Annotated in this window: 25 protein-coding genes and 2 pseudogenes; 3 read left to right on the forward strand and 24 right to left on the reverse strand. The window is 67.2% G+C overall.

Features of this window, described 5'->3' with window-relative positions; genetic code table 11:
- Window positions 1-84 precede the first annotated feature (84 nt).
- A complete protein-coding gene (locus tag AB0J78_RS32310; protein WP_363795682.1) occupies window positions 85-1,647 on the forward strand; it encodes an acyl-CoA carboxylase subunit beta in 1,563 nt (520 codons plus the stop codon).
- 34 nt (window positions 1,648-1,681) lie between these two features.
- Window positions 1,682-2,800 (forward strand): alkene reductase, encoded by a 1,119-nt coding sequence (locus tag AB0J78_RS32315; protein WP_363795684.1) that lies wholly within the window; start codon window positions 1,682-1,684, stop codon window positions 2,798-2,800.
- A gap of 74 nt (window positions 2,801-2,874) precedes the next feature.
- On the opposite strand, the gene AB0J78_RS32320 is transcribed toward AB0J78_RS32315, so the two are convergent.
- The 12 genes from AB0J78_RS32320 to AB0J78_RS32375 all read right to left on the reverse strand — a co-directional run bounded on the left by AB0J78_RS32320 (window position 2,875) and on the right by AB0J78_RS32375 (window position 14,267).
- Window positions 2,875-3,504 (reverse strand): TetR/AcrR family transcriptional regulator, encoded by a 630-nt coding sequence (locus AB0J78_RS32320; RefSeq protein WP_363795686.1) that lies wholly within the window; start codon window positions 3,502-3,504, stop codon window positions 2,875-2,877.
- Between the two features lie 109 nt (window positions 3,505-3,613).
- A complete protein-coding gene (locus tag AB0J78_RS32325) occupies window positions 3,614-4,348 on the reverse strand; it encodes an SDR family oxidoreductase (protein ID WP_363795688.1) in 735 nt (244 codons plus the stop codon).
- On the reverse strand, window positions 4,338-4,820 hold the full coding sequence (locus tag AB0J78_RS32330) for a MaoC/PaaZ C-terminal domain-containing protein (RefSeq protein WP_363795690.1): 483 nt from the start codon (window positions 4,818-4,820) through the stop codon (window positions 4,338-4,340). Before AB0J78_RS32330 ends, AB0J78_RS32325 begins: the two co-directional genes overlap by 11 nt.
- Entirely contained in the window at window positions 4,817-5,281 is a 465-nt protein-coding gene (locus AB0J78_RS32335) for a MaoC family dehydratase (RefSeq protein WP_363795692.1), read from the reverse strand. Before AB0J78_RS32335 ends, AB0J78_RS32330 begins: the two co-directional genes overlap by 4 nt.
- Window positions 5,282-5,283: 2 nt before the next feature.
- Window positions 5,284-6,165: a CoA ester lyase gene (locus AB0J78_RS32340; protein ID WP_363795694.1), complete on the reverse strand. Its 882-nt coding sequence runs from the start codon at window positions 6,163-6,165 to the stop codon at window positions 5,284-5,286.
- Window positions 6,165-6,914, reverse strand: coding sequence for an SDR family NAD(P)-dependent oxidoreductase (locus AB0J78_RS32345; RefSeq protein WP_363795696.1), 750 nt, complete (start codon window positions 6,912-6,914; stop codon window positions 6,165-6,167). The genes AB0J78_RS32340 and AB0J78_RS32345 overlap by 1 nt, the downstream gene beginning before the upstream one ends.
- A complete protein-coding gene (locus AB0J78_RS32350; protein ID WP_363795698.1) occupies window positions 6,911-8,725 on the reverse strand; it encodes an acetyl-CoA carboxylase biotin carboxylase subunit in 1,815 nt (604 codons plus the stop codon). Before AB0J78_RS32350 ends, AB0J78_RS32345 begins: the two co-directional genes overlap by 4 nt.
- A 177-nt stretch (window positions 8,726-8,902) precedes the next feature.
- The gene (locus tag AB0J78_RS32355) at window positions 8,903-10,210 is read right to left on the reverse strand and encodes an MFS transporter (RefSeq protein ID WP_363795700.1); all 1,308 of its coding nucleotides are present in this window, start codon (window positions 10,208-10,210) and stop codon (window positions 8,903-8,905) included.
- Between the two features lie 375 nt (window positions 10,211-10,585).
- Window positions 10,586-11,440, reverse strand: coding sequence for a fumarylacetoacetate hydrolase family protein (locus AB0J78_RS32360; RefSeq protein ID WP_363795702.1), 855 nt, complete (start codon window positions 11,438-11,440; stop codon window positions 10,586-10,588).
- An 18-nt stretch (window positions 11,441-11,458) separates the two neighbouring features.
- The gene (locus AB0J78_RS32365) at window positions 11,459-12,673 is read right to left on the reverse strand and encodes an acyl-CoA dehydrogenase family protein (RefSeq protein ID WP_363795704.1); all 1,215 of its coding nucleotides are present in this window, start codon (window positions 12,671-12,673) and stop codon (window positions 11,459-11,461) included.
- A 66-nt stretch (window positions 12,674-12,739) separates the two neighbouring features.
- Window positions 12,740-13,165, reverse strand: a complete 426-nt coding sequence (locus tag AB0J78_RS32370) for a cupin domain-containing protein (protein WP_363795706.1) — start codon at window positions 13,163-13,165, stop codon at window positions 12,740-12,742.
- A 439-nt stretch (window positions 13,166-13,604) separates the two neighbouring features.
- A complete protein-coding gene (locus tag AB0J78_RS32375; RefSeq protein ID WP_363795708.1) occupies window positions 13,605-14,267 on the reverse strand; it encodes an EthD domain-containing protein in 663 nt (220 codons plus the stop codon).
- 158 nt (window positions 14,268-14,425) lie between these two features.
- On the opposite strand from AB0J78_RS32375, the pseudogene AB0J78_RS32380 reads away from it, so the two are divergent.
- Window positions 14,426-14,850 (forward strand): annotated as a pseudogene (locus tag AB0J78_RS32380) (IS30 family transposase); the annotation flags it as partial.
- Here AB0J78_RS32380 and AB0J78_RS32385 read toward each other — a convergent pair.
- From AB0J78_RS32385 to AB0J78_RS32440, 12 genes and pseudogenes are all read right to left on the reverse strand, one after another.
- Window positions 14,829-14,972, reverse strand: a pseudogene (locus tag AB0J78_RS32385) (IS110 family transposase); the annotation flags it as partial. The pseudogenes AB0J78_RS32380 and AB0J78_RS32385 sit on opposite strands and share 22 nt — an antisense overlap.
- A 212-nt stretch (window positions 14,973-15,184) precedes the next feature.
- On the reverse strand, window positions 15,185-16,168 hold the full coding sequence (locus AB0J78_RS32390; protein WP_363795710.1) for an NADPH:quinone oxidoreductase family protein: 984 nt from the start codon (window positions 16,166-16,168) through the stop codon (window positions 15,185-15,187).
- 62 nt (window positions 16,169-16,230) lie between these two features.
- The gene (locus AB0J78_RS32395; protein ID WP_363795712.1) at window positions 16,231-17,373 is read right to left on the reverse strand and encodes a CaiB/BaiF CoA-transferase family protein; all 1,143 of its coding nucleotides are present in this window, start codon (window positions 17,371-17,373) and stop codon (window positions 16,231-16,233) included.
- A gap of 10 nt (window positions 17,374-17,383) precedes the next feature.
- Window positions 17,384-19,051 (reverse strand): AMP-binding protein, encoded by a 1,668-nt coding sequence (locus AB0J78_RS32400; protein WP_363795714.1) that lies wholly within the window; start codon window positions 19,049-19,051, stop codon window positions 17,384-17,386.
- Window positions 19,048-20,013, reverse strand: coding sequence for an acyl-CoA dehydrogenase (locus tag AB0J78_RS32405; RefSeq protein ID WP_363795716.1), 966 nt, complete (start codon window positions 20,011-20,013; stop codon window positions 19,048-19,050). Before AB0J78_RS32405 ends, AB0J78_RS32400 begins: the two co-directional genes overlap by 4 nt.
- Entirely contained in the window at window positions 20,010-20,789 is a 780-nt protein-coding gene (locus AB0J78_RS32410) for an enoyl-CoA hydratase-related protein (protein WP_363795718.1), read from the reverse strand. Before AB0J78_RS32410 ends, AB0J78_RS32405 begins: the two co-directional genes overlap by 4 nt.
- The gene (locus AB0J78_RS32415) at window positions 20,786-21,652 is read right to left on the reverse strand and encodes a 3-hydroxyacyl-CoA dehydrogenase family protein (RefSeq protein ID WP_363795720.1); all 867 of its coding nucleotides are present in this window, start codon (window positions 21,650-21,652) and stop codon (window positions 20,786-20,788) included. The genes AB0J78_RS32410 and AB0J78_RS32415 overlap by 4 nt, the downstream gene beginning before the upstream one ends.
- A gap of 10 nt (window positions 21,653-21,662) precedes the next feature.
- Window positions 21,663-22,541: a 3-hydroxyacyl-CoA dehydrogenase family protein gene (locus tag AB0J78_RS32420; protein WP_363795722.1), complete on the reverse strand. Its 879-nt coding sequence runs from the start codon at window positions 22,539-22,541 to the stop codon at window positions 21,663-21,665.
- A 31-nt stretch (window positions 22,542-22,572) separates the two neighbouring features.
- Window positions 22,573-23,325 carry a 3-oxoacyl-ACP reductase family protein gene (locus AB0J78_RS32425; RefSeq protein ID WP_363795724.1) on the reverse strand — a complete coding sequence of 251 codons (753 nt, stop codon included), beginning with the start codon at window positions 23,323-23,325 and terminating at the stop codon, window positions 22,573-22,575.
- Window positions 23,325-24,542 (reverse strand): acyl-CoA dehydrogenase family protein, encoded by a 1,218-nt coding sequence (locus AB0J78_RS32430; RefSeq protein WP_363795726.1) that lies wholly within the window; start codon window positions 24,540-24,542, stop codon window positions 23,325-23,327. The genes AB0J78_RS32425 and AB0J78_RS32430 overlap by 1 nt, the downstream gene beginning before the upstream one ends.
- Complete coding sequence (locus AB0J78_RS32435; RefSeq protein WP_363795728.1) at window positions 24,539-25,333, reverse strand: enoyl-CoA hydratase-related protein; 795 nt, start codon at window positions 25,331-25,333, stop codon at window positions 24,539-24,541. The genes AB0J78_RS32430 and AB0J78_RS32435 overlap by 4 nt, the downstream gene beginning before the upstream one ends.
- Entirely contained in the window at window positions 25,326-26,546 is a 1,221-nt protein-coding gene (locus AB0J78_RS32440) for a CoA transferase (protein ID WP_363795730.1), read from the reverse strand. Before AB0J78_RS32440 ends, AB0J78_RS32435 begins: the two co-directional genes overlap by 8 nt.
- Between the last annotated feature and the right edge of the window lie 6 nt (window positions 26,547-26,552).

The following is a 26,552-nucleotide window of genomic DNA, read 5'->3' on the forward strand; positions in this document are numbered from 1 at the left end:
TCCATCTCGACTTCTTGTCTTACCAGCCAGACGCGGTAACATACGGTCGCTCGTTCGTTTTTTGTTGCGTACCCAGGAGTGCTGATGACCGACATCCAGGACAGCCCAGCGACCAGCGCCGAGGACGTGCACGGCGAACTCGGACACCGGCTCGAGCAGGCCCGGCTCGGAGGTTCGGAGAAGAACCGCGCGAAGGTCCTCGACTCCGGCAAGATGCTCGTCCGCCAGCGGTTGGAGCTGCTGTTCGACGACGGGTGGTCGTTCGAGGACGGCCTGCTCGCCCGCTACGACGAAGGCCTGCCCGGCGACGCCGTGGTCACCTGCATCGGCAAGGTCGACGGGCGCGAGGTGGCCGTCATCGCCAACGACTTCACCGTCAAGGCCGGCACCTGGGGCAAGCGGACGTTCGAGAAGATCACCCGCACGCAGGAGATCGCCGACGAGACCGGCATCCCGCTGGTGTACCTGTTCGACTCCGCCGGCGCCCGGATCGACGAGCAGTTCGAGAGCTACGCCGGTCGTCGCGCCTGGGGCAACATCTTCTACAACCAGGTGCAGATCTCCGGGCGCGTCCCGCAGGTGTGCGCCCTGTTCGGCCCCTCCCCCGCCGGATCGGCCTACGTCCCGGCCCTGTGCGACTTCACGATCATGGTCCGCGGCCACGCCACGGCCTACCTCGGCTCACCCCGCCTGGCCGAGATGGTCACCGGGGAGAAGGTGACGCTGGAGGAGATGGGCGGCGCCGAGATGCACTGCCGAACCTCTGGGCTCGGCGACTGCCTCGTGGAGGACGACGCCGAGGCCATCGCGGCGATCCGCGTCTGGCTGTCGTTCCTGCCGTCGAACTGGGAGGAGAAGCCGCCGGTGGTCCCAGCCGCGGAGCCCGCGTCGGCGCGCACCGTCCAAGAGGTCGTGCCGGAACGCGAGTCCGAGGTCTACGACGTGCACGAGCTCATCGACGCTCTCGTCGACGAGGACTCGTTCCTGCCCTACAAGGACCTCTTCGCACCCGAGCTGGTCACCGGCTACGCCCGGATCGAAGGCCACAGCGTCGGCCTGATCGCCAACCAACCGATCCAGCGCGGCGGCGTGCTGTTCCCGGACTCCTCCGACAAGGCCGCCCGGTTCATCTGGACTTGCAACGCCTACAACATCCCGATCATCTTCTTGGTTGACATCGCCGGTTACATGATCGGCTCGGAGGTCGAGAAGCAGGGCATCATCCGCCACGGCGCCAAGATGCTCTTCGCCGTCGCCGAGAGCCGGGTGCCGCGCATCGCCGTGCTCGTGCGCAAGGCCTACGGCGGCGGCTACCTCGCCATGTCCGGCGCGCCGATGCAGCCGGACGCCGTCATCGCACTGCCCACCGCCAAGCCGGCGCTGATGGGCCCGGACGCCGCCGTCAACGGCGTGCACTACAACCGGATCCAGGCCATCGCCGACCCCGAGGAGCGCAAGCGCTTCGTCGCCGAGAAGCAGGCCGAGTACGCCGAGGGAATCGACGTGTTCAAGATCGCCAACGAGAACGCCGTCGAAGCCGTCGTCCCGGCCAACGAACTGCGCGGCGAGCTGCACCGCCGCCTGTCGGTCTACCGGCGCCGCGCCACCCCGCCCGCCGCCCGCCGCCAGGCCGTCACCCCCGTCTGAGCCCCCAAGTCCCCAAGTCCCAGGAGGTACGCACATGGCCCCCCACTCGCTTTTCGAGCCGGTTGATCTCGGAACCTTGAAGCTGCGCAACCGTTTCGTCATGGCCCCGATGACCCGCAGCCGCGCCAACCGGGACGGAATCCTGCCGGAATCCGCACCCACCTACTACGCCCAGCGCGCCACAGCCGGACTGATCGTGTCCGAAGGCGTCTGCATCTCCCCCGTGGCCCTCGGCAACCCGAAGGTTCCCGGCATCTGGACCGCCGACCAGACGGCCTCCTGGGCGAGGGTCGCCGACGCCGTGCACGAGGCCGGCGGCACGATCGTCGCGCAGCTCTGGCACACCGGACGCGCCTCGCACCCGTCGCTGCAGCCCGGTGGTCTGCCGCAGGTGGCACCCTCGGCGATCGAGATCGACGGACTCACCTTCGCGCAGGGCGGACGCACTCCGCACGTGATGCCGCGGGCCTTGGAGACTCTGGAGATCCCCGTCATCGCAGCGCAGTACGGACGCGCCGCGCGCAACGCGATCGCAGCGGGCCTGGACGGCGTCGAGATCCACGCCGCTAACGGCTACCTCATCGACCAGTTCCTCCAGGACAACGCCAACACCCGCACCGACGCCTACGGCGGCAGCGTCGAGAACCGCGCCCGGTTCCTCTCCGAGGTCGTCGCCGAGGTCAGCACGGCCATCGGCCCCGACCGCGTGGGAGTTCGGATCTCCCCGGCCAGCACCTTCCAGGACATGGCCGACTCCGACCCCGCGGCAGTGTTCGGTCACGTCCTCGACGTGCTCGACGACGCCGGGGTGGCGTACCTGCACCTCGTCGAGCCAGGCATCGGCGGCTCCCAGGACGTGACGAACGACCACGACAGGGCGCGGCAGTCCCTCGGTTCGTCCTGGGCTCGTGAGAACTACAGCGGCAAGATCATCGCCGCCGGCGGTTACGAGGCGGACTCGGCCAAGTCGGTGGTCGCCAGGGGTCATGCCGATGCGGTGGCGTTCGGCCGCCCCTACATCTCGAACCCTGACCTCCCGACCCGAATCGCGGCCAACGCTCCCTTGGCCGAGTCCGACCGGGCCACGTACTACGGCGGCGACGACACGGGCTACATCGACTACCCCACACTCGAGGACATCGCGAACGCATAGCGAGGGTCATCGAGCAGAGCACAAGAAGGGGGTGACCGAGAAAACCCGGTCACCCCCTTGTTGTTCGCGATGAGTCAGGCCCCTGTCGCTGCCACCGGCTCTGCACTCGCCGCAGTGCTGACTCCGACTTGCCGCAGAATCATTTCCGTGTAGGTCTGGACGATCGCTTCGAGGGACATCCCGCCGCGCGGCTTGTACCAGGACGCCACGTGGGTTCCCATCGCAACGATCGCGTAGGTCTGCAGCCGCGCATCCACGATCTCGGCGGCCCCGTGGTCTGCGATCGCCTCGATGACACCGCGGATGAGCTTCTCGTACTGGTCGCGCTTGCTGACCACCCGGCGGTGTTCCTTGGCGGGCAGCGCGCGCAGCTCGGAGTTGCCGATGAACACTTCACGGGCGCGCTGGGCGTGGAACCGGATGTGGGTGTCCACGCAGGCGCGCAGGGCCGCGACCGGGTCGTCTTCGTGCTCGCGCAGCACGCCGCGCAGCGCCGCCAGCAGGTCGTCCATGATGCCGATCATGATCGAGCTGAGCAGCTCGTCCTTGCCGCTGATGTGGTTGTACAGGCTGCCGACCCGGATCCCGACCTTGGCCGCGACCTCGCGCAGTGACGTGGCTTCGTAGCCGTGTTCGTAGAAGAGCTCGATCGCGGCCTCGCGGATCGCGTCGGGCGTGCGAACGCCGTTTGTAGGGCGCGGCATGCGGTGCTCCGATACGGGTCGGGGGCCTGCGGCCTCGATGCGGATGCCTGACCAGCTAAGTCTACCCGATAGCAAACAAGCAGCCGTTCGCGTCCCGGAAGGAACACGCTCACGATATCGACATGCCGCCGTCGACCGGGATGACGTGACCGGTGACCCACTCGTCGTCGACCAGCCGGTTGATCCATCGAGCAACCTCTGCCGGTTGGCCGGTACGGCCCAGTGGGATGGTGGACGCGCGGTCTGCCAGGAACGTCTCCTTCACAGTCACGTCCATCCCCGCAGCTTCGAACAGGGTCGTGTTGGTCGGGCCCGGGGCGATGGCGTTCACCCGGACCCCGTGCGGTGCGAGTTCGAGGGCCCAGCAGCGGGTGAGCTGGGCGACCGCCGCTTTCGAGGCCGCGTAGTGGGCGTTGGAGACCGAGGGTTTCAGCGCCACCGTGCTGGAGAGGTTGACCACGGCGCCGCGGGAGGCGATCAGATCCGGCAGCAACGCCTGCGTCACCAGGGTCGTGCCGGTGACGTTGATGTCGAACAGTCGACGTACCGCGGCGGGCTCGACGTCGGCGAGCGCGCCGACGAGGAGCACGCCGGCCGAATTCACGAGGAAGTCGACCCTGCCCCATGCGCTGCGGACCTCCGCCGCAGCGTCGGCGACCTGACCCGGTTCCGTGATGTCCACGGCCGCGGTGAGCGCGTTCTCCCGCTCGGACAGCCACCGCAGGCCTTCGCCGCTGACGTCCCACCCGGTGACCCGGGCTCCTTGTTCCAGGAGCAGCTCGGCGGTGGCCCGTCCCAGGCCGGACCCAGCTCCGGTGACGACCGCGACCAGATCAGACCTCATCACGCACCGCCTCCGGCCGCCGGCGGACCATGAAACTGCTGGAGAAGGTCATCACCGTCTCCCCGCGCTGGTTGACCGTCCGGTAGGCCAGCGTCCAGATCCCGCGATCGGGCTTGCTCGTCGCGCGCGCCGCGGCGATCTCGGCTTCCGGGTGGACCGTGTCGCCGATGAGCACCGGTGCCGACGCGCGGACCTCGTCGAGGCCGAGCCAGGCCTGCACGTTGCCGAAGATGCCGGTTTGCGTGAGGAGTCCGAGGGACAGCGACAGCGACAGCGGGCCGTGGGCGATCCGTCCCGCGAAACCCGCTTCCTGGGCGTGGTTCTCGTCCAGGTGCAGCGAGACCCAGTCCCCGGTCAGGCCCGCCCACTGGACCAGGTGCGAGTCGGTGATCGTCACCCCCGGTCCCCGCAGCGCATCGCCGACGGTCAGGTCCTCCCAGAACACCCGGCCCTGCCCGGTCACCGCGCTCATGCGGTCACCTCGGCGGGGCGTCGCTTCATCAGGGCGGCGCGGCGCAGGCGGCAGACCAGCTCGTCGCGCTGGTTGAGCGCGCGGTGCTCCAGCTTCACGATGCCGGTGTCCGGACGGCTCTGGGACTCGCGCACTTCGAGCACCTCGCTCTCGACGCGGAGGGTGTCTCCGATCAGCACCGGTTTCGGGAATTGCACGTCCTCGAAGCCCAGGTTGCCCACCGTGGTACCGAGCGTCAGGTCGTTGACGTGGATGCCCGCGACCAGTCCGAGGGTGAACACCGAGTTCACGATGCGCGTGCCGAACATCGACCCCTTGGCGAACTCCTCGTCGAGGTGCAGCGGTTGCGGGTTCATCGTCAGCGTCGTGAACAGCAGGTTGTCGGTCTCGGTGACCGTGCGGGTCACGGCGTGCCGGTGGACCTCGCCGACCACGAACTCTTCGAAGTACAGGCCTGCCATGATCATTCCTCCTCGTTGTGCCCGGCCACGGCCAGGACGGATCGGGCGTTCTGGGCGTGGGCGAGGTCGATGTGCTCGCCTTCGAACATCACCGCCCCCTGGCCTTCGCGGGCACCCGCTTCGTAGGCCTCGACGAGCCGGCGCAACCGATCGAGCTCCGCCGGGTCGGGGGTGTAGATCTCGTTGACCGGTCCGACGTGCGAGGGATGGATGACGACCTGGCCGCCGAAGCCGAGTTCGTGGTTGGCGCGGGCGAACGCGCGCAGGCCGTCGAGGTCGCGCAGCTCCTGCCACAGCCCGAGCACGACGTGCGCCAGACCGGCCGACCTCGTCGCCAGCACGACCTTGCTGCGCAGGTACAGCGTTTCCAGGCCGCCGGGGCTCCAGGTGAACCCGACCTCGCGGGAGATGTCGGCGTCCTTCGCGGCGGCGGCCATCAGGCTGACCACCCGGGGAGCCGAGGCGATCTCGTCCACGTTGGTCAAAGAGCGCGCCGTCTCCAGCGACGGGATCAGACCCACCGTCCCTCGCGGCAGCCCGCGTTCGATCTCGGCCGCGGTGACCAGCGCGTCGTAGGCCAGGACGTCGTCGCGCCCGTAGACCTTGGGCAGCAGCAAGGCGGTCAGACCGGGGCGGACGACGGCCGCGACGTCCTTGCCGAACAGGTCCGTCTCCAGCGGGTTGATTCGGACAACCAGACCGGTCCGGCCCCCGGCGAGGCGGTCGATCGTGGCGGCGGTCGCCGTGCGCGCGTCGTCCTTCGCCTCGGCGGGAACGGCATCCTCGAGGTCCAGGATCAGCGCGTGCGCGCCGGCTCGGACGCCCTTGTCCGCCCAGTCGGGTTTGTGGCCGGGCACGAACAGCAGGGAGCGGTAGGGCTTCATCACGCCTCCTCGTCGGTGAAGCGGAACACCGCGGTCGCGCCGCCGTCGACGACGAGGGTCTGGCCGTTGATGTTCGCGGCGTCCTCGGACAGCAGGAACGCGCACACACCGGCGACCTCGTCGGCGCTCGGGATGTGCCGGGTCGGCGTCTTGCGCAAGAACGCTTCCATGGCGGCCGTGTTGAGCATCGGTGTGCGCATCGGCCCGGGGCAGACCGCGTTCACGGTGACGCCCTTGCCCCAGAAGTCGAGCACCAGCGCCCGGGTGAGGTTGACCACCGCGCCCTTGGAGGTGGCGTAGGCGGTGAACTCGTATCCGTTCATCCCGGCGATCGAGCCGATGTTGACCACCCGGCCCGCACCGGTGGCGGCGAGGTCGCCGGCGAACTCGCGCGTGACGGTGTAGGCGCCGGTCACGTTGACCTCGAGCACCTTGCGGAAGGTCGCGGTGTCGGTGGTGTCGAGCTGGCCCCGGAACATGATGCCCGCAGCGTTGATCACGTGCTGCGGCTTCACCTCCCGGGCAGTCAGGGTCTCGTGCAGCGCGTGCACGGAGTCTTCGTCGGTGATGTCGACGCCGAACCCGACGGCATTCCCACCGCTCTCGGCGATGACGTCCGCGGTCTTCTGCGCTGCGTCCTGCTCGAGATCCAGGCACACCACGGGTAGCCCCTGCGATGCGAGTCGGCGGGCGATGGCCGAGCCCAAACCGCCTGCGGCTCCGGTGATCAGAGCTGTTCCGGGGCTCATGCGGGCACCACCACGGCCAGCGGCGCACCTGCGGTGACGACGTCCCCGACCGAAACGCCGACCTCGCCGACCGTTCCGTCCACGGTGGACCGCACCGGGTTCTCCATCTTCATCGCCTCCACCACGAACAGGACCTGCCCCGCGGTCACCGCCTCACCGTCGGCGACCTTGACCGCGATGACCGTTCCTTGCATCGGGCTGCTCACCGCACCTGAACCACCAGCACCGGACGCTCCTGCGGCCTTGCGCTTGGTCCCGCTTCCCCGCGAACGGCGCGCGGACGGTTCCGCGGGCGCCGCGGCCGCACCAGCACCCCCGAAGAAGGGGATGACGTAGCGACGACCGCCGACCCAGACCTCGTCCCGGTCACCTTCGTCGCCGTGCTCCTCGGCCACGTCCTCGGACACGCCGCCCACCACTCCGGGGAACTCGACGGCGCTCTCCAGCCAGCGGGTGGTGAACGAGACGTCGCCGAAGTCGGGGTGTGCCAGAACGGCTTTCGCCGCCGAGATCGTGGTCGGGACCCCGTCGACGACCAGCTCGTCCAGCGCGGCCAGCGTGCGCCGGATCGCGGTGTCGCGGTCCGGACCCCACACGACGAGCTTGCCGATCATGCTGTCGTAGTGCGGCGCGACCTCGTCGCCGCCCTCGTACCCGGAGTCGAACCGCACTCCGGGGCGCATCGGGACCTGCAGTGCGTGGATCGGTCCCGGGCTGGGCACGAACAGGCCGCCGGCGGGGTCTTCGGCGTTGATGCGGCATTCGATCGCATGTCCGCGCGGGGTCGGCCCGGATGTGGGCACGCTCAGCGTGCCACCGGCTGCGACCCGCAGCTGCTCGGCGATCAGGTCCATTCCCAGCACGGCCTCGGTGACCGGGTGCTCGACCTGGATGCGGGTGTTCATCTCCAGGAAGTAGAAGCGGCCGTCCTCGACGAGGTACTCGACCGTGCCCGCACCGGCGTAGCCAACCGCTTTCGCCAGCCGGACGGCGGCCTCACCCATCTCCGCCCGCAACTCCTCCGGCAGCCCTGGTGCCGGCGATTCCTCGACGAGCTTCTGGTGGCGTCGTTGCACGGAGCAGTCGCGGTCGCCCAGCCAGACCGCGTTGCCGTGGGTGTCGGCGAAGATCTGCACCTCGACGTGGCGCGCGGCCGACAGGTAGCGCTCCAGGTAGACCTCGGAGTTGCCGAAGGCGGCTCCGGCCTCGCGCTGGGCCGCCGCCAGGGCGTCGTCGGCCTCGTCCGGCCCGGCCACCGTGCGCATGCCCCGTCCGCCACCACCGAAGGAAGCCTTGACCGCCACCGGGTAGCCGTGCTCGGCACCGAAGGCGCGAACCTCGTCCGCGCTGGTGACGGGGTCGGTCGTGCCAGGCACCTGCGGGACACCCGCCTGCGCGGCGACCCGGCGCGCGGCGACCTTCTCCCCCATCACCTCGATGGCATCGCCGCTCGGGCCGATGAACACCAGCCCCGCGTCGGTGACCGCGCGGGCGAACTCGGCGTTCTCGGCGAGGAAACCGTAGCCCGGGTGCACCGCGTCCGCCCCGGTCTCCTGCGCCGCCTGGACGATCCGGGCGATGTCGAGGTAGTTCTCGTTCGCCGCGATGCCCGGGAGCGCGACCGACTCGTCGGCGAGACGCACGTGCAACGCCTTCTCGTCGGCGTCGGAGTGCACGGCGACGCTGCCGATGCCGTGCTCGGCCAACGTCCGGATGATCCGCACCGCGATCTCTCCGCGATTGGCGACCAGCACCTTCGACAGAGCCCCAGCGGCTCCTCGTTCTGCCTGCTCTCGCGGCACCTGGGCCATCGATCTCTCCCTCATTAACGAACGTGCGCTCGTTTGCCAATCTAAACTTGTTCACAAGCCCTGGTCAAGAAATGCAGGTCACAGTGCTTTTCGAAGACGAACGGTCGTTCGCAATTCTGCGGACGACCGGGAGTGGCGGCCGTTCGAGCCAGCCGCCACTCCCGGTCGCACCGGTGATCAGAGGTCGTCGTGCAACGCCCTCTTGTAGCGCTCCGGAAGCAGCAGCGTCGCGACCACCGACACCAGCACCAGCCCGACCCCGATCCCCGTCAGCGCAGCGACCCCGTTCTCCGTGTTCTGGAAGATCCACGCCGCCACGAACGGAATCGGTGCACCGAAGATGAGCCCGGCGAAGGTCATGCCCAGCGCCGACCCGGTGTAGCGCATGCTCGTCGGCAACGACTCCGAGAAGAACGCCGCCTGAGTGCCCGCCGTGGCCTGGATACCGCACAGCGCCAGCGCGACGACGGCGACGCTCGCCGGGAAGTTCATGCTGTGCAAGATCGGGAACATGGTTGCAGCAGCGATGCCCTGCATCGTCAGACCGAGGAGGAAGGTCTTCTTGCGCCCCACACGGTCGCTGAGCCTGCCACCGTAGATCGCGGCGGGCACCGAGATGAGGTTCGCCATCACCAGCAACGCGAAGGTCACGGAGTTGGCGTAACCCAGCTCCTTGGTCATGTAGTTCACGGCATAGGTCACGCAGATCCAGAACAGGCCCGTCGATGCGGCCCAGGACATGACCAGTTTGACGACCGTGCCCGGACGTCGCCGAAGCACGGCGAGCGCGCGCTCCTGCGGAACCTCCGAGACTTCGGCCCGCTGCTGACTCTCCTTGAACGCGGTCGTCTCTTCGATGCGCCGGCGGATGAACATGCCCACACCGAGGAGCAAAACGCCCATCAGGAAGGGCACTCGCCAACCCCACGAGGTGAAAGCCTCCTCGGACAGCCCCGCGGCAAGCCCCGCCAGCACGACCGAGGCCATCGTCTGCGCGAGAGGCGAACCGATGGCGAGGATCCCGCCCATCATGCCCCGGCGACCGTCGGGCGCGTGCTCGACCACAAGGACCTGCGCACCGCTGGCCTCGCCTCCGAGGGCGAAGCCCTGCAAGAATCGCAACACCACGAGCAGGGTCGGCGCCAGGATCCCGGCGACGGCGTAGGTGGGCAGCAGTCCGATGAGGACCGAGGCCAGGCCCATGAGCATGAGCGTGAACATGAGGACGTTGCGTCGGCCGATCCTGTCTCCGAGGACGCCGAAGACGATGCCGCCCAGCGGGCGGGCCAGCATGCCGGCGCCGAAGGTGGCGAAGGAGGCCAGCACGGCGGTGTTGTCGTCGAAGCCCGGGAAGAACAGGCTCGGGAAGAGGGTGGCCGACAAGGTGCCGTAGACGGCGAAGTCGAACCACTCCATGGCGGTGCCAAACGTTCCGCTGGCCACGGCTCTTCGCGCGGCCCGCTCGTCGCCAGGTGCTGTGGTCACAGGGTGCGTCACCTGTCCTGCTGGTTCGGTAAAGTCAGACATGGGAGGTCTTTTCTGCTCGGACTCGAGTGGCCAACCATGGCCGGCCAGGTTCACGTGGAAACGAACAATTAATCGTTCGCTGCTTGCGAAGGGACGTCTCGTCGATTCGCAACGGTTCGCTCGGCGCGGGTATGTGCGAGGAGGCCGGAGGACCCAACCGCGCACACCGTCAGGTTGACGGAGGAAGGCGCCGTCCGAGCAAAAAATCGATCTCCAGGAGCGGTCGCGCTACTCCCGGCTCGGCAACGCTGACGAGCGGGCTGTTCATTGCACCTCCAAACGTGCGTACGTTTTTCTCATGGTGACACGTCGGCCTCTGCGAGGTCGGTGTCGTCAGTTCTCGTCGACGATCGCGTTCCGCAGTACGCCGATTCCGGGTATCTCCACCTCGCAGACGTCCCCGGGCTTCATCCACAGCGGAGGTTCTCGGCGAGCGCCGATCCCGCCGGGTGTTCCGGTGGCGATCACGTCTCCCGGTCGCAGCTCCGTCCAGGACGAGCAGTAGGCGACGATCTCCGGGATCGAGTAGGTCAGGTCCGACAACGGCGCGCGCTGCACCTCAGCGCCGTTGAGGCGGGTGGTCAGCTCCAGCTCCGCCAGGTCCGCGATCTCGTCCAGCGTGACCAGCCAGGGCCCCATCGAGCCGGTGGCCGGGAAGTTCTTGCCCGGGGTGAACTGGTGGGTGTGCGACTGGAAGTCCCGGATCGAACCGTCGTTGAGGCAGGTGACCCCGGCGATGTGCTCCAGCGCGTTCTCCTGGGCGATGCGGCGCCCCCCACGTCCGATGACCAGCGCGAGCTCACCCTCGAAGTCGAAGCGCTCGCTCTCGGCCGGGCGGACGAGCGGCGCGCCGTGCCCGACGAAGGTGTCCGGGAACCGGGTGAAGATCACCGGATGTTGCGTTCGCTCGCGCCCGGTTTCGATGCGGTGCTTCTCGAAGTTCAACCCGACGCACAAGATCTTCCCCGGATCGGGAACCACCGGCAGGAGCTCCGCGGAGTCGAGCGCGATCCGGTTCGCGGTGTCCGACGCCGCGACCGCGCGCCTGATGCCGTCGGTTCCCGCCTCGCCGAGCGCGGAGGCCAAGGTCGGCCAGCCCGGGTTCGCGGCGACCAGGTCGACGAGCTCGCCATCGACGAGCGCACCCCACGACCGCCGGTCAGCACTTCGGTAGGACAGCAGCTTCATGGTCTCAACGACTCCGGTTCAGTAGGAGCGGGGCAGGCCGAGCCAGCGCTCGCCGACGAAGTTGCGCAGCATCTCGTTGGTCAGCGGCGCGAAGGTGTAGAGGCGGGCGTCGCGGAAGTAGCGCTGCATGGGATATTCGCGGCTGTAGCCCGCGCCGCCCATGACCCGCATCCCCGCATCGGTGATGTCGGTGGCGGCATCAGCGGCGGCGATCTTGGCCATCGCGGAGAAGGTGTCCGACTGCCCATCACCCGCGCTGGCGGCATCAGCCGCCCTGGTCAGCAGACCGCGGGCTGACTCCACCCGCACGGCACCGTCGACCAGGCTGTGCTGCAGGACCTGGAAGGCCCCGATGCTCCGGCCGAACGCCTGCCGCTGGGAGGCGTACTCGACCGCGCTGCGCAGCGCTCCGCGCGCGATGCCCAGCGCCACAGCGGCGGCGTTGAGCCGCTCGCCGTTGAGAGTTCCGATGACCTGCCGGAACCCCGCTCCGACCTCGCCCAGCACGGTCGAATCGTCGAGCCGGACGTCGTCGAAGGTGACCTCGCAGGTGTCGAGGCCGTGGATCCCCGCGGTGTCGAGCACGCGCACCGAGATCCCGTCGGCGTCCAGCGGCACCAGGAACATGGTGATGCCGTCGATCGCCGAGCCCGTCTCCTGCGCCGTGCGGGCCAGCACGATCCCGTGCCCCGAGGTCGCCGCGCCCGAGATCCACGTCTTCCGACCGGAAAGCACCCACCCCGAACCGTCCTGGACGGCCTTCGTGCGCATGGCGCGGGCGATGTCGGTCCCGCCGTCCTCCTCCGAGAGCGCGAACGCGAGCCGCTCCCGCCCCTCCGCGAGCGGTACGAGCACGCGCTTGCGCTGCTCGTCGTCGCCGTAGTGGCTGAGCAGGCGCAGAGCCATGTACTGCACGACCAAGCAGACCGCCATCGACGTGTGCCCGGCACCGAGCTCCTCCAGCACGACGATCTCGTGCCGGGCGTCGGCATCCTCGCCGGTCGCGGGATCGGCCCCGAGGCCGATGAGCCCGGCGGCACCGAGGCGGCCGTAGAACTCCTCGTCGAAGGTCTCCGACTCGTCGAGCCGGGCGACGCGATCGTCCGGAGCGTGGTCGGCGAGGATCGACCGGATCAGCTCCCGGACCTCAGCCTGATCAGGCGAGTCCGTCCCGACCACGTCGACCTTCCATCCGGCGGGGCGGTCCTGCCCGCCTGCCATGCCGCTCTGCATGCTCGAACCTTTCTGCCGCCTGCTGCCGTGCCGCGTTCAGCGCCGATGTGTTCCGCGGGGGCCGGGTCAGGCGCGCCGATAGCCGTCGAGGGTGCTGTCGTCGACATCGTCGAGGTTGACCACGATGTTGTCCGGCGTCCGGCAGGTCAGCCAGACCAGCTCCTCGGTGGTGCTCATGTTGCCCTCGACGTGCGGCATGAACGGCGGCACGAACACGAAGTCGCCTTCTTCCAAGTCCTCGTACTTGGAGTAGCTCGGGCCGTACCAGATGCGGCCTTTGCCCTTGAGCACATAACCGCCAGTCTCGGCCTCACCGTGGTGGTGCGGCAACGATCGATAACCCGGCTCGTTGCTGACCCTTCCGTACCAGATCCTCGTGGCAGGCGTGTGCTGCGGCCCGACGCCGGAGACACGCACGGCGCCCCCGGACTGCCCGGTGCCGGCGTCCTCCTGGCCTTTCCGGGTCACAACCGGGGAGTCGTCCTTGGCCATCCTCACTCCTCCTCATCGACGGGATGATGAGAAGCGTAACGAACGTGCGATCGCTCGTCTACCATCATTTTCGTGCTGCTTACCAGTTCAGAGCTAAAGCAGACGAGCGACCGTTCGTATATCACCGTGCGACTGGTCGGAGACTTGGACTCTCATTAGCCTCCCGGCATGGGCGAGCGCCTTTCGGCGGCTCCACCCACAAGAAGTCGGTCGCGGTCATCGGAGAACGGTTCGACCGAGATCGGGCAGCCCGCCCCTCGCCGCCAGAGCCGCGCGACCAGTTCGGTGGGACTTCCCGCACCGCGCCATGGAAGCAAGCGACTCCGGCGGCACCAGTGATCGTCGAGCACTCGGCTACGACGCGACACCGCCGGAACCAGCAATAAGGCGGCGTTTACCGCCGTCTTTCAGCCGTCCCCGCCCACCCGCTCGGCACACTTCAAAGCTCGGGGCTAACAACCCGGGCCTCGCGGGTCACAAGGCCGTCAGTCCCCACGATCGGGGCGTCAACCCCTCGGGCAATGCGTTCGATCTCGTCGAGCACAACCGGGCTCGGCTCGTTATCGCCAACGTCGACGATAACGAGCACGCGAGGCGGGTCAGACTGCACGTCGAGGTAGTCCCTAGTGAACAACTCAGTCTCGGGATCAACAACGTTCGTCTGCGCAATTGCGCGTGGTCCTGCCGCGCTGCCAAGTCGGCTAGCGAGGCGCTCGAGCGCGGCGTCGTCGCACACCCCGTTGCGCCACCGGCCGCGCACCCAAATCTTCCAGGTCGTCGGATCCGAGATGCTGTCGCTCTGTAGCTCGTACCCGGTAAATCCGCTCATGAAGTTCGGCTCGTCTTGCATGAGCTGCGGTCCGACAACGTGGTCAACGCCTGGCTCCGGCACCTCGTCAGCGAACCAAAGTTCTACAACTCCGTCGGGCGCCGAACAGGCACCTTCCACTGCCCAGGGCCGCGCCATAACGTCGTTCTGGTTGTAGGCCACGAGCCCCCGGTACTTGGCCGCGATAGGGCCGTGGGGTGCACGCCAGTGGGCACGAAACTCGTCGACTGCCAGGTCGCCTCTACGCCAGAGGTAAGTGATTCGCTTAAGCATGCCTGTTCTCCTTCATGCGATTCATCGAGCGGCTCGACAGCCGGCCGCCAGAGCGAACACCCACAGCCGACCAGCAAGCAGCAGCACTTGCGAACGAGCGTTTGTTTTCGTTAAGTTTCGACACCGTACGACGATGTGTCAACTGCCACGACCCAGCACTCCGTCGTCACGAGATGGACCTACCCGAATCGCTGCGGGCGATCGGATGTGCGTTGGGGCCGGGCAACCTCCACGATCAAGCACGAGATCGATACTCGCAGCGTCGAGGGCATCTACCGGCCACACCGGGGGCAGCGGGCGTGGGCGAAGAGCCGGCCACGCCCCAAGGGATCCAAGCTCGCCCAGGACGGCCGGTTGCGCGAGCACGTCGCCGGCCGGCTGCAGTAGCGATGATCACCCGAGCAGATCTGCCACGCTCTGGTCATCGAGTTCCCGACCACGAGGGCATACGGGCGAGTCGGAGACGATCTACCAAGCGATCTACGTCCAGGCCCGTGGCGGGTTGCGGCCCGAGGTCGCCGACCGGGCCGTGCCCGCCCACTGGGAATATCAATTACTGTGTCAAGCCGCGGTGGCGAGCGTCGGCGATATGTGGTCCTGGTAGAAAGTGCGGTCGCGGAGCATGGCCCAGATCGTGCTGGGGCGTCGTCTGGCGAGCGCGATGACGGCTTGCTTGTGGGCCTGACCTTCGGCGCGTTTGCGCTCATTCACCATCGTGGGCCGGACCCGTTCCGGTCCCAGGCCCTGCCCACGATCAATCTCGACCCCTCAGCCCTACACCATCGCGATCACAACCGAGAGAAACCGCGAACGGTTGCAACGGACACGAATCGATCGACTCCCACAAAGAACTCCAAGGTCAGGATCGGTGACCGGGCGTGCCGCGCGGCGGACGAAGAGTCCCGTCAGGTGTGCTCCTAACTGCGTTCTGGGGCGATCACGATCTTGCCCCGGACATTTCCGTCCTTGATCGCCTGCAGCGCGTCACCAGCCTTGCTGAGCGGGAACACGCTGTCGACAGGGACGGAGATCTTGCCCTGGACGTAGAGTTGGAGCATCTCTTCCATCGTCGAGCGCATCAGCTCGGGCATGCGGTCCCTGTAGTCGCTGCTCTGCACTCCCATCACGGCGATGTTCTTGACCAGTAGGTGTCCGGGTTTGATCGGGTTCTGCCCACCGGATGCGAATCCCACGATCACGAGGCGGCCTTCCCACGCGGTGGCCCGCACGATCTGGCTGAACACGTCTCCCCCAACCATATCGAGGACCACGTCGACCCCGTGGCCATCGGTCACGCGCAGCAGGTCGTCGCGCAGGGTCGAAACGTCGGCGACCAGAGCCACGTCAGCGCCTTGCGTCCTCGCCAGCTCGGCGCGTTGTTCGTCGTGGGCTAGCGCGACCACCTTGGCGCCCAATGCTTTCGCGAGTTGGACGCCGGCCGAGCCAACCCCGCCACCTGCACCGGTGATGAGTGCCCACTCACCCGCTTCGAGCCGTGCCCTTCGCACCAATCCGAAGTACGCGGTGCTGTACACGAGGCCGAACGCGGCTGCCTCCTCGAATGGCAGCTCGTCCGGGATCGCTACCACCAGGTCCTCAGGAACCAACAGCTGTTCCGTGAACGCACCGAACTCGACCAACGTGAGCACTCGCTGCCCAACGGCGAGCCGCTGCACGCCTTCACCGACGGCCACGATCGTGCCTGCCGCTTCCTTGCCAGGGCTGAACGGGCGTTCCGGGAGGTTCTGATAGGTACCCTCCACCACCAGGATGTCCGGGAAATTGACACCCGCGGCCGCGACCTTGATCACCACCTCGCCAGGGCCCGGATGCAAATCGGGCAGCTCGGCGACGATGAGACTGTCTGGCGAACCGAACTCGTTGACCTGTACTGCGCGCACGTGCGTTCCTTTCCCAGGCGTCCTTTCAAAATGCGGTGGCAACCGCATTTTGAAAGTAAGTCTCAATGCTCGACGGACCAGACCTGTTCAACGTCGGCAGGCAGCGGGTCCAAGCCCGGGTAACCAAGGCTGCGCGGCTCGCCACGCAACGCGGCATCGACAGGGCTTCGCAGTGCGCCAACGTCGAATCCTTCGCCGACAAGGCGTTCCGGCCGGTCCGGTTCGACCAACCCGGCTTCGACCGCCTCTTCGAAAGTTGCCACGACAGCGGTGCAGACGTCCTCGCCGTCTAGGACCTTCTGCCAGTGGTCGGCGGAGTGGGCCCCGATGAGTTCGGCCACCACCTTGACCACGGTTTCTTCCTGCCCACTGTCGGCCACGTACTTCTTCGGAAGGTCGATCAGTTGCGCCAGCCGTTCCCAGAACTTCTGCTCGAGCGCGGCGACCGCGACGTGCCGCCCATCTGAAGTGGGATAGATGTGGTAGCGAGGGCTGCCACCAGTGAGCTGTTCCGCACTTGGCTGAGGCCAGCGACCACCTCCCTGGTGAGCCGCGAAATAGCCGTATGCGAGGACTTGCAGGTTGTGGGCCATCGAAATGTCGAGGTGACAGCCCTCCCCTGTGATGTCTCGCTGCCGCAGGGCGAGCAGGATGTTCGCCACAGCTGGGTAGCTTCCACCCGCTATGTCGGCCAGGACCGTCACAGGCAGCTGCGGTGCGCCGGTGCCGTCGGTGACGACACCGAGTAGGCCGGACTCGGCCAGGTAGTTCAGGTCGTGTCCGGCCCGGGCGGCATGCGGTCCATGTTGGCCGTATCCGGTGATCGAGCAGTAGATGATGCGCGGATTGACAGTTCGGATCTGTTCATAGCCAAGCCCGAGTCGGCCGGCCACGCCTGGTCGGAACTGCTCCATCACGACGTCGGCCTGCGCGGCGAGCGCGAGCACCCGATCCCGCTCGGCCGGGTCCTTGAAATCCGCGGCGAAGGCCCTCTTACCGCGGTTGAGCACGCCGTAGTTCGCGCTTGCCTCACCCAGCCGCGGCTGATACGAGCGCATCTCATCGCCACGTCCTGGCCGCTCGATCTTGATCACGTCGGCTCCAGCATCCGCCAACATCAGTGTTCCCAGCGGTCCGGGGAGCAGCGTCGACAGGTCCAGCACGCGGACGCCGGCGAGCGGTCTCGTGAGCCCGTTCGATGTCAATGTGGCCCTTTCAGTCTGTCGCCGTCGACGCGACGAACTCTCGGAGCTTGAACTTCTGGATCTTGCCGCTCTGGGTGGTCGGGAGCTGGTCTCGGAGGACGAGCCGTTCCGGCAGGTAGTGCTTGGAAAGCCCCTGCGCCAGCAGGTAATCGCACAAGCCCGGCAAATCCAGCGTTGCATCCTTCCGCAGCACCAATACCGCGCAGGCTCGCTCACCGAGCCGTTCGTCGGGATAGGCGACTACTGCCGCGTTGAGAACGTCGGGGTGATCGAAGAGCAGCGTCTCGACATCGGTGGCCGGGATGTTCTCGCCGCCCCGGATGATGATGTCCTTGCTGCGTCCGTGCAGTGAGAGCCAACCATGCTCATCAAGACTCGCAGTGTCGCCGGTCTTGAACCACAGGCCAGGTAGGAACGCCTCATCCGTGGCGTCAGACCGGTCGTAGTAACCAAGCGCCACAGCAGCGCCCTTGATCAGCAGTTGACCCGTGACCCCGGGGGGCACGTCGCTGCCGTTCTCGTCGACCACACGTGCCGCGGAGCCGGCGAAGACCGACCCGTCGGTGAGCTGGATGGCGTCGGATTCCTTGGGCGTGCAGGAAACGATGATGCCGCACTCGGTCATCCCCCATGCTGGGGCGATGTAGGCTCCGAACGCCTTGCTCGCCTTTGCCGGTAGAGTCCTTGGTACGGAGGAACCGGCTATCACAAGACACTTCAGCGGACAGTCCGGATCGTTCGCGAGATCGGTCCGCATCATATCCTGGAGGAAGGTCGGCGCTCCGAAGAAAGTGGTCACGCGCTCCTTGCGGATGACCTCGACGCCCCACTTCGGGTCCCACTTGTCGACGTAGACCCCAGTACCGGCGAGCAGGACGGTGAACAGGACTCCCCAGTGAAAGCCCGTGTGGTGTCCGACCGGCGATGCGACTAGCTGCACCATCGGATCGCCGAATGCCTCCGCGCCCAGATGTTCTCCGAGCGCCTGCGCGCCGTACAGCAGAGTGTTGTGAGTGTGCATGGCCCCCTTCGGCTCACCCGTGGTACCCGAGGTGAAACCGAGGTAGCAGATCTCGCCAGGTCCCGGCGGTTCGAACTCGTACTGCGACACGTCGGCGAACGACGACCACAGCATTTCACTGCTCTGCAACCCGGTCGGGTCGTCGTCGATCACGACGACCTTCTCCAGGTCCGGTAGCTCAGTCCGCAGTGCCCGTGACAGGCGGAGATGATCGGTGCTGCGCCACACTCGCGGAATCACCAGCACCTTGGCCTTGCTGCGGCGCAAGATCGCGGCCGCTTGGCGCTCACCGTAGGCGACCGGAATCCCGGTGTAGATCGCGCCGATCTCGTTGATGCCGAAGAGCAGTGCAGCGTATTCGATCCAGTTCGGCAGCATCAACGCGACCGCGTCGCCCTTGCCGACACCGATGCTCGCCAGCGCCGAAGCGGCGCGACGGGCGGCGGTATCGAATTCGCGGTAGTTCTGCTGAACGACAGGGCCGTCGCTGCGATAGCCGACGAGCGCCGTTCGGTCCGGGTACTTGTCGGCAGTCTCGGACAGAACAGAGCGAAGGGTTCGGTCCTGCCACGCACCGGACGTCCGGAACGCATCAGCATCGGCGTCGGTGAGCGGGGTGTGCTGTCCTTGCAGCAGCTCGGCGAGAGAGGAGCTCATGCTGATCCTTTCGCGGAACGTGCCAGATCGAGAGCGCCGGACCGGCGCACCGACGTGGAATCGCATGCCGCGCGCAACGACACGGCATCTCGCAGCAAGCGCTCGACGGGATACTCGGTGAGGTAGCCGTAACCACCGTGGGACTGCACCGCGCCGGCGGCGGCGTCGATGGCCGACTCGCAGGCCGCATCGAGGACGGCTGCGGCCTGCCACGGCGTCGCACTCGCGCTGTGCTGCACCTGCCGCAGCAACGAGGCAGCCGCTCCGGACGAGCTCAACAGCGACTCGCGAACCGTGGGCAGCGCGGTGAGCACATTTCCGAACTGCTTGCGCGTCGCGCTGTAGTTGAACGCGGCCTCGGCTGCGGCATCGGCGATCCCGGCGGCGACCGCCGCCGCTCCGAGCCGAAGCCTGACCAACGCGGCCGGCACGTCGGCGACGAGCGGAACGCCGTCCCCCACCACCTCGACGGTCCGAGTCAGCGCACCGTCGAGCCCGGTGCGTCGCAGCGGCCTGTACCTGAGCGACTCAGGCGTGAACAACGTCGCGCAGTCCTCGGCGAGCACGATGACGTGCGGTGCTTCTGCGGCTGCGTCGATGCGTTCACCTTGAGTCACCGCAACCGCGATCTCTCCGGTGTGCACGCGGCTGCGCAAATCCGGGTTCCCGCCCAGAACCTCGGCAGCGGCGTGGGCCTGCACGGCCGCCCAGCCGAGGGCCGCCCACTTGCGACTCAATCGCGCGAACGCAGTCGCAGCAAGCGCATCGTCCGCTCCGCCACCACCGAGCTTCTCGTCGACTCCCAGCGTCCACACACCGAGCTCGGCAAGTCTGCGGCGCAGTCCGGCGACCTCGGTTGGTTGCTCGTCGGAGGGAAGCGCGTGCACATCGGACATCACCGCGTCGAGCATGGCGGCCAGGTCGGACTGCTCGGCGGTGGGCACGGGCATGTTTCGGCTCATTTCCAGAACCTGTCCGGGTCGGGCTGGCGGCGCTCGGCGAACGAAGTGCTCAGCTCGTGGGCTTCCTGCGTAGTGAGGTAGACGCTCAGAAGCTGGTCGTGAGCCATCCGCGCCTGGCCGGAGACACCGTTGTGCTTACCGGAGAACGCGGTCTTGAGACCGCCGATGGCCATCGGGCTGCGGCTGGTCAGTTCCCGGGCGACCTCGGCTGCCCGCTCGCGCAGCTGCGCAGCGGGGACGACCTCGTTGACCAGCCCCATCTCCAGCGCTTGAGTCGCGGTGTACTTGCGATTGAGGTACCACATCTCCTTGGCGCGCTTGCGGCCGATCGTGTCCTCGAGGTACCAGCTGCCGTAGCCCGCGTCGAAGCTGCCGACCATGGGCCCCACCTGCCGGAACACTGCGTTGTCCCCTGCGATCGACAGATCGCACACCGTGTGCAGGACATTTCCGCCGCCGACTGCGAAGCCGTTGACGGCCGCGATGATCGGCTTCGGGATGGTGTCAATGGCTTGATACACGTCGATGATCGGCAGCACCTGCGACTGGTCCAGGGAGGTGGCCTCGTCGTGCTCGCCGCCGATGCAGAAGAACTTCTCACCAGTGCCGGTGAGCACTGCGGCGCGCAGTCCGGAGTCCAGCCGGAAGCGCTGCAGCGCGTCGTGAAGCTCGAGGCACGTTTCGTGGCGGAACTTGTTTCCCGCATCCGGTCGGTTGATCGCGATGGTGAGCACTGGACCGTCGCGTTCGACGGTGATGTCTGAGTAGTTCGTCACTGAATGCTCCCGTTGCCTGTGCGGAATCCGTTGCCGTTCTTGTTGCCGAGGTGTCCGGCGGCCACCATCTGGCGCAGCAGAGGCGGTGGTGCGAAGCGCGGGTCGAGCGTGGCGTCGTAGGCGCTCTGGGTGGCGTGTTCGTGCACGTCGAGCCCGATGAGGTCGAGCAGCTCCAGGGGGCCCAGCTTGTAGCCGAGGCCGAGCTTGATCGCGGTGTCGATGTCTTCCGCAGTCGCCAGTTCGGCGTCGTACTCGTCGATCACATCGTTGAGGTACGGCATGAGCAGGTGGTTGACCAGGAATCCAGGGCGGTCCTTGACCACCACGGGGTCCTTGCCGAGGGATTCGACGAACGAGGCCAGCTGGCCGACGACCTCGGGTCCGCTCTGCAGGGCGCGGACCACCTCGACGACCTTCATCAGCGGAGCGGGGTTGAAGAAGTGCAGACCGGCGAGCCGCTCCGGGTTGGTGACCGCATTCGCGAGGTCGGTCACCGACAGCGCGGAGGTGTTGGTGACGATCAAGGCATCGTCGGTCACGACCCCGGTCACCTGCCCCAGCAGCTGGCGCTTGACATCGGCTCGTTCCGTGACCGCCTCGATCACCAGATCGCTGCCGCCCAGCTCGGCCACGTCGGTCACCGGGCGCACCCGCGCCAGTACCTCGTCGCGGTGTGCTTCGGTCAGCCTGCCGCGTTGCGCACCTCCATCGAGGAAGGACCTCAGGTGCGCCACGCCTGCTCGGACGCGGTCTTGGTCTGTCTCCAGAACAGTCACGGGACGGCCTGACTGGGCCACGACCTGCGCGATCCCGGCACCCATCGTGCCGAAGCCCAGCACTGCCACGTTGTGGATCTCGGACATCTTGGTCTCCTCAGGAACCGAACAGGCGGGTGTCGTCGTAGGTGTAGAAGCCGCGCCCGGTCTTTCGTCCGAGGTCGCCCGCTGCGACCATGCGGTCGACCATGGGTGGCGGGAAGAACTTCGGGTCGCGAAGCTGTTCGTAGAGCCGCGTGGCCACCTGCTGGTGGATGTCAAGACCGACGACATCGAGCAGCTTGAACGCGCCCATGGGGTGCCCCAGCGCTCCGGTGACGGCGGAGTCGATCGACTCCTTGGTCCCGAGTCCGCGTTCCAGCGCGTCGATGCAGCTGTTCTCCCACGGGATGAGGAAGCGGTTGACGATGAACCCGGGCCGATCCTTCGTGACCACGGTGGTCTTGCCGACCGAGGCGAGGAAATCGATGGTCGCCTGATGCGCCCAGTCAGCGGTGTGCCTGCCGTCGGCCACCTCGACGAGCTTCATCAGCGGTGCCGGGTTGCAGTAGTGCGTGCCGACAACGCGCTCGGGCAGCGACGAGCCGGCCGCGATGCCGGTCACCGACAGAGTCGAGGTGTTGGTGTGGAAGAGGGTGTTCTTGCCGACGATGCCGTCGAGTTCTCCGAAGAGCGTCCGTTTTGCGTCCAGGTCCTCGATGATCGCTTCGATCACGACATCGGCGTTGGCGAGGTCCTTCAGATCCGTGGTGCCCTCAATGCGGGCCGCGGCGGCCTCGCCTTCTTCAGCGGTGAGCTTGCCGAGCTTGACGCTCTTGGCGAGGAAGCCGCGGACGGTGTCCACCCCTCGGGCGACCCGTTCGCCGTCGAGGTCGTGGATGAGAGTCCGATGGCCGGCGCGTCCGGTCACGGTGGCGATGCCGGACCCCATGGTCCCGGCACCGAGGACCGCGACGGTGCGTTCCTTCGTGGTCACGTCGTTGTCTCCGTTCGTTGTCCCATCGTCCTCATCGGACGGATTGACCGCCGTCGAGCACGATGTGCTCACCGGTCATGAAGTCGGATTCCTTGCCCGCGAGCAGCAGCAGCCACGGCTTGATCTCCTCGGCTTCGCCCATGCGTCGTGCCGGAACCGCGCGCACCACCCGCTCCAGGGCTTCGTCGTCGGCTCGGAGTCCCGAATTGAGGTCGGTGGCGAAGTACCCCGGGGCGATGGCGTTGACCTGGATTCCGTGGTGTGCCCATTCGATCGCCATCGACTTGGTGAACGCGATGACTCCGGCTTTCGAGGACGAGTACGCGGCATGGTTCGCCACGCCCTGCAGCGCGAAGTTGGACGCGATGTTGATCACCTTGCCCGACTTCTGCGCGACGAGGTGCCTTCCCACCGCCCGCGTTGCCAGGTAAACACCGCGCAGGTTGGTGGCGATCACGCGATCCCACTCATCTGGTTCTTGGTCCAGCAGCGGCGTCGTGGCCACGATTCCGGAATTGTTCACCAGGATGTCGACCTGACCGAACTGGTGCACGGTCGCCTCGACCATGTGATCGACAGCTGCTGCGTCGGTGATGTCGGTCGGGCACGCCAGCGCCTCCCGTCCGGCCTTCTCCTGGTCGACGACGAAGGCGTCGAGCTCGGTCGCGGTGCGAGCGGCCACCGTCACCCGCGCACCAGACTCCGCCAACGCCTCTGCCATCGCTCGACCGAGGCCACGCCCCGCGCCCGTGACGATGGCAACCTTGCCCTGCAAAGAAGTCATCACTCGCCCGCCTTCCGCACGGTGTCACGTGCGATGAGCAACCGCTGCACCTCGTTCGTGCCGTCGTAGATCTGCGTGACCTTCGCGTCCCGCAGGCAGCGCTCCACACCCAGGTCGGTCAGATCGCCGTAGGGCCCGAGAACGCGCATCGCCTCGCGTGCGGTGTCAAAACCGAGATCAGTGCAGGTCTGCTTCATGATGCCGATCTGACCGGCATTCGGCGTGGCGGAGCGATCGATGTCCCGAGCCACGCTGAACAGCAGCAACCGCCCTTGCAGAAGCTTGCCGCGCAGCGTCGCCAGCGCGAACGCCGCTTCGTCCGGGAGCCTGGAGCCGTGGATTCGCCTCAACGCCCGCAATGCGCGCCCGTAGGCCGCGCGTGCCAAGCCCACGCCCTGTGCAGCCGCGCTGATCCGCGACTTGATCACGGAATTCATCACGATCTGCCAGCCACCGCCCTCCTCACCGAGCCGGTGGTCGGCGGGAACCTGCACCTCATCGAAGAACAGCTCAGAAGTGCTCGAGCCGTGCATGCCCATCTTGAGGAACGGCGTTCCTCGATCCAGCCCGTCCCACGCACCGTTGAGCACGAAGGCGGTGATGCCCTTGCGGCCGAGCGAACGGTCGATGCTCGCGAAGCAGATGATCACATCTGCTTTGTCGCCGGTCGTGATGAACGTCTTCGCTCCGCTCAGCGAATAGCCGCCGTCGGATGGCGCGGCGACCGAACGCAAGCTCGCGACGTCGCTTCCCGCCCCGGGTTCGGTGATCCCCAAGGCGCCGTACGCCGTGCCCTTGAGCAGTCCGGGAACGTAGCGTTCGGCGAGCTCTTCCGATCCCGCGATCATGATCGGGTACGCGGCGTGCATCTGCGTCATGTAGACCAAGCTCGTAGCCGCGCAGCCGGCCGTGATCTCCTCCATCGCCGCCGCGTAGGCGACATTGGTGTCAGCGGTACCCCCCAAGTGCCTCGGAAAGATCAACCCCGCCAGGCCTGCGCAGGCGAGCGCTTGGTAGCTCTCGTGGACGAATTCGTGCGTACGATCCATCTCAGCGGCTCGCGGCGCGACCTCATGCGCAACCACGTCGCGGACGAGGCCCCTCACGTGCAGCTCACGTTCGTCGAGCAACGCGTCTGCCGCCGACTCATCGAGGCTTTCGTGGTGCGCCAGATATGCCTTCGGATCGGAGTCGATGTCGAGTTGAGCTGCGTTCATGACGGGTCCTCGAACTTCGGTGCTCGCTTCTCCTTGAATGCGGCGACGCCTTCGCTCGATTCATCGCCTCCGATGGCCAGCGCTGCCAACCCGGTCTCCAACGCGAGCCCAGCGTCCAGCGGCATGTCCAGGCCGCGGTCAACGGCTTCGAGGATCGCGCGGCAGGCCCGTGGCCCCTTACCTGCGATCGCCTCGGCGATCTGCAGTGCAGTGGGGAGAAGTTGTTCCGGTTCCGATGGGGTCCCAACGGCCAGTCCCAGCTGGTAAGCGCGCTCAGCATCGATCCGGCTACCGGTCAGCGTCACGTGCCTGGCCACCGCCGGGCCGACGATCCGCGCCAATCGCTGCGTGCCGCCGTAGCCCGGGATCAAACCGAGGCCTGATTCGGGCAGCCCGAACGCGGCCCTGCGCGACACAACGGCGAACGAACACGCCAGAACCAATTCGAACCCCCCGCCGAGGGCCAGGCCGTTCACCGCCGCGATAACCGGAACCCGACTCTTCTCGATGCCGCGGATCACCGCTTGCCCGGAACGCATCGCGTCGTGCGCGGAGGTGGCGTCCAGGGTGGCGAGTTCGTCCAGGTCTGCGCCCGCGCTGAACGCCTTCTCCCCCGTGCCGGTCAGCACGATCGCCCGCGTTCTCCGGTCAACGTTGAGGGCATCCAACTCGTCGCCGAGGCGACGGAGCAGGTCAGCGTTGAGCGCGTTGAGCACCTGGGGGCGGTTGATCCGAACTGTTGCCACGGTCCCATTGCCGGTCTTGTCTACTGCGACGGACTCCTCAGCCACCAACCCTCACCCCTGTTCCTTCTTGAACGGCTCCCCCGGCCGCCAGCGCGTCGACGTCGGCGTCGGTGAATCCGTGTTCGGCAAGTACTTCCCGGGTATGCGCGCCCAGCTCCGGAAACCGCGCATTGCGGGGCTGCCGGATGGAAGCAAGGCGAAAGGGGCTGTGCACGGTGTGCATGGTCCCGTTCGTTTCGGGCACCGGAAGCAAGCAGCGCCTGGCCGCGACCTGCGGATCTTCGACCACTTCGGACAACCGCTGCACCAACGAGCAGGGAATGCCAGCTTCACCGAGAACCTTCTGCCACTCCGCAGCTGTGCGCAAACGGAGCTTCTCGGTCACCTGATCAACGATCCGATCCCGGTGCGCACGCCGCCCGGCATTGTCCGCGAGCTCCTCCTCGGCTCCGAGCTCCTGGAGGCCGACGACCAAGCAGAAGCGCCGCCACATGGGATCATTGCCGATGGCGATCGCGAGATCCCGGTCTGCGGTAGGGAATGACTGGTACACCGCGAGCACGGAGTCGCTTCCACCGCTCGGGGCTGGTTCAGGCTCGCCCGCCATAAAGGACGCGATCCTCGGGGCCATCACGGCGAGATCGGAGTCCAGGAGCGAGACGTCGATGAGCTCCCCGACATCGTGCTCGCGCTGGCGCACCACCGCTGCGCTGACCGCCAGCGCCGCGCACATCCCGGTGACCACGTCGGAGAGCGCGGTCGACACGCGCTGCGGCGAGCCGCCCTTAGGCCCCGTAACGGACATGATCCCGGAACGCGCCTGCGCGGCGAGGTCGTAGCCGGCCAACGCGTGGTCCGGACCATCGAGCCCGAACCCGGACATCGCGCAGTAGATCAACCTCGGGAACTCGGCACGGACCGAGTCGTAGTCGATGCCGAGGGACTTCAGCTTTCCCGGGTTGAGGTTCTCCATGAACACATCGGCCGAACCGATGAGTTTGCGCAGCGCCGCGAGGCCACGCGGATCGCGCAAGTTGATGACCGCTGATCGCTTGTTGCGGTTCGCCGAGGCGAACCACGCGGAGGTGTCCTGCACGAACGGAGGGCCCCACGACCGGGCGTCATCACCCGCGCCCGGTCGCTCGACCTTGATGACGTCCGCCCCCAGGTCGGCGAGGTACATAGAGGCGGTAGGACCTGCGTACGAGGTGGTCATATCGATGACCTTCAACCCCGCGAGCGGCCCGCTGGCGAGCACCCGCTG

Origin of the sequence: Saccharopolyspora sp. NPDC049426 (assembly GCF_040676935.1) — a bacterium.
GTDB lineage: Bacteria > Actinomycetota > Actinomycetes > Mycobacteriales > Pseudonocardiaceae > Saccharopolyspora.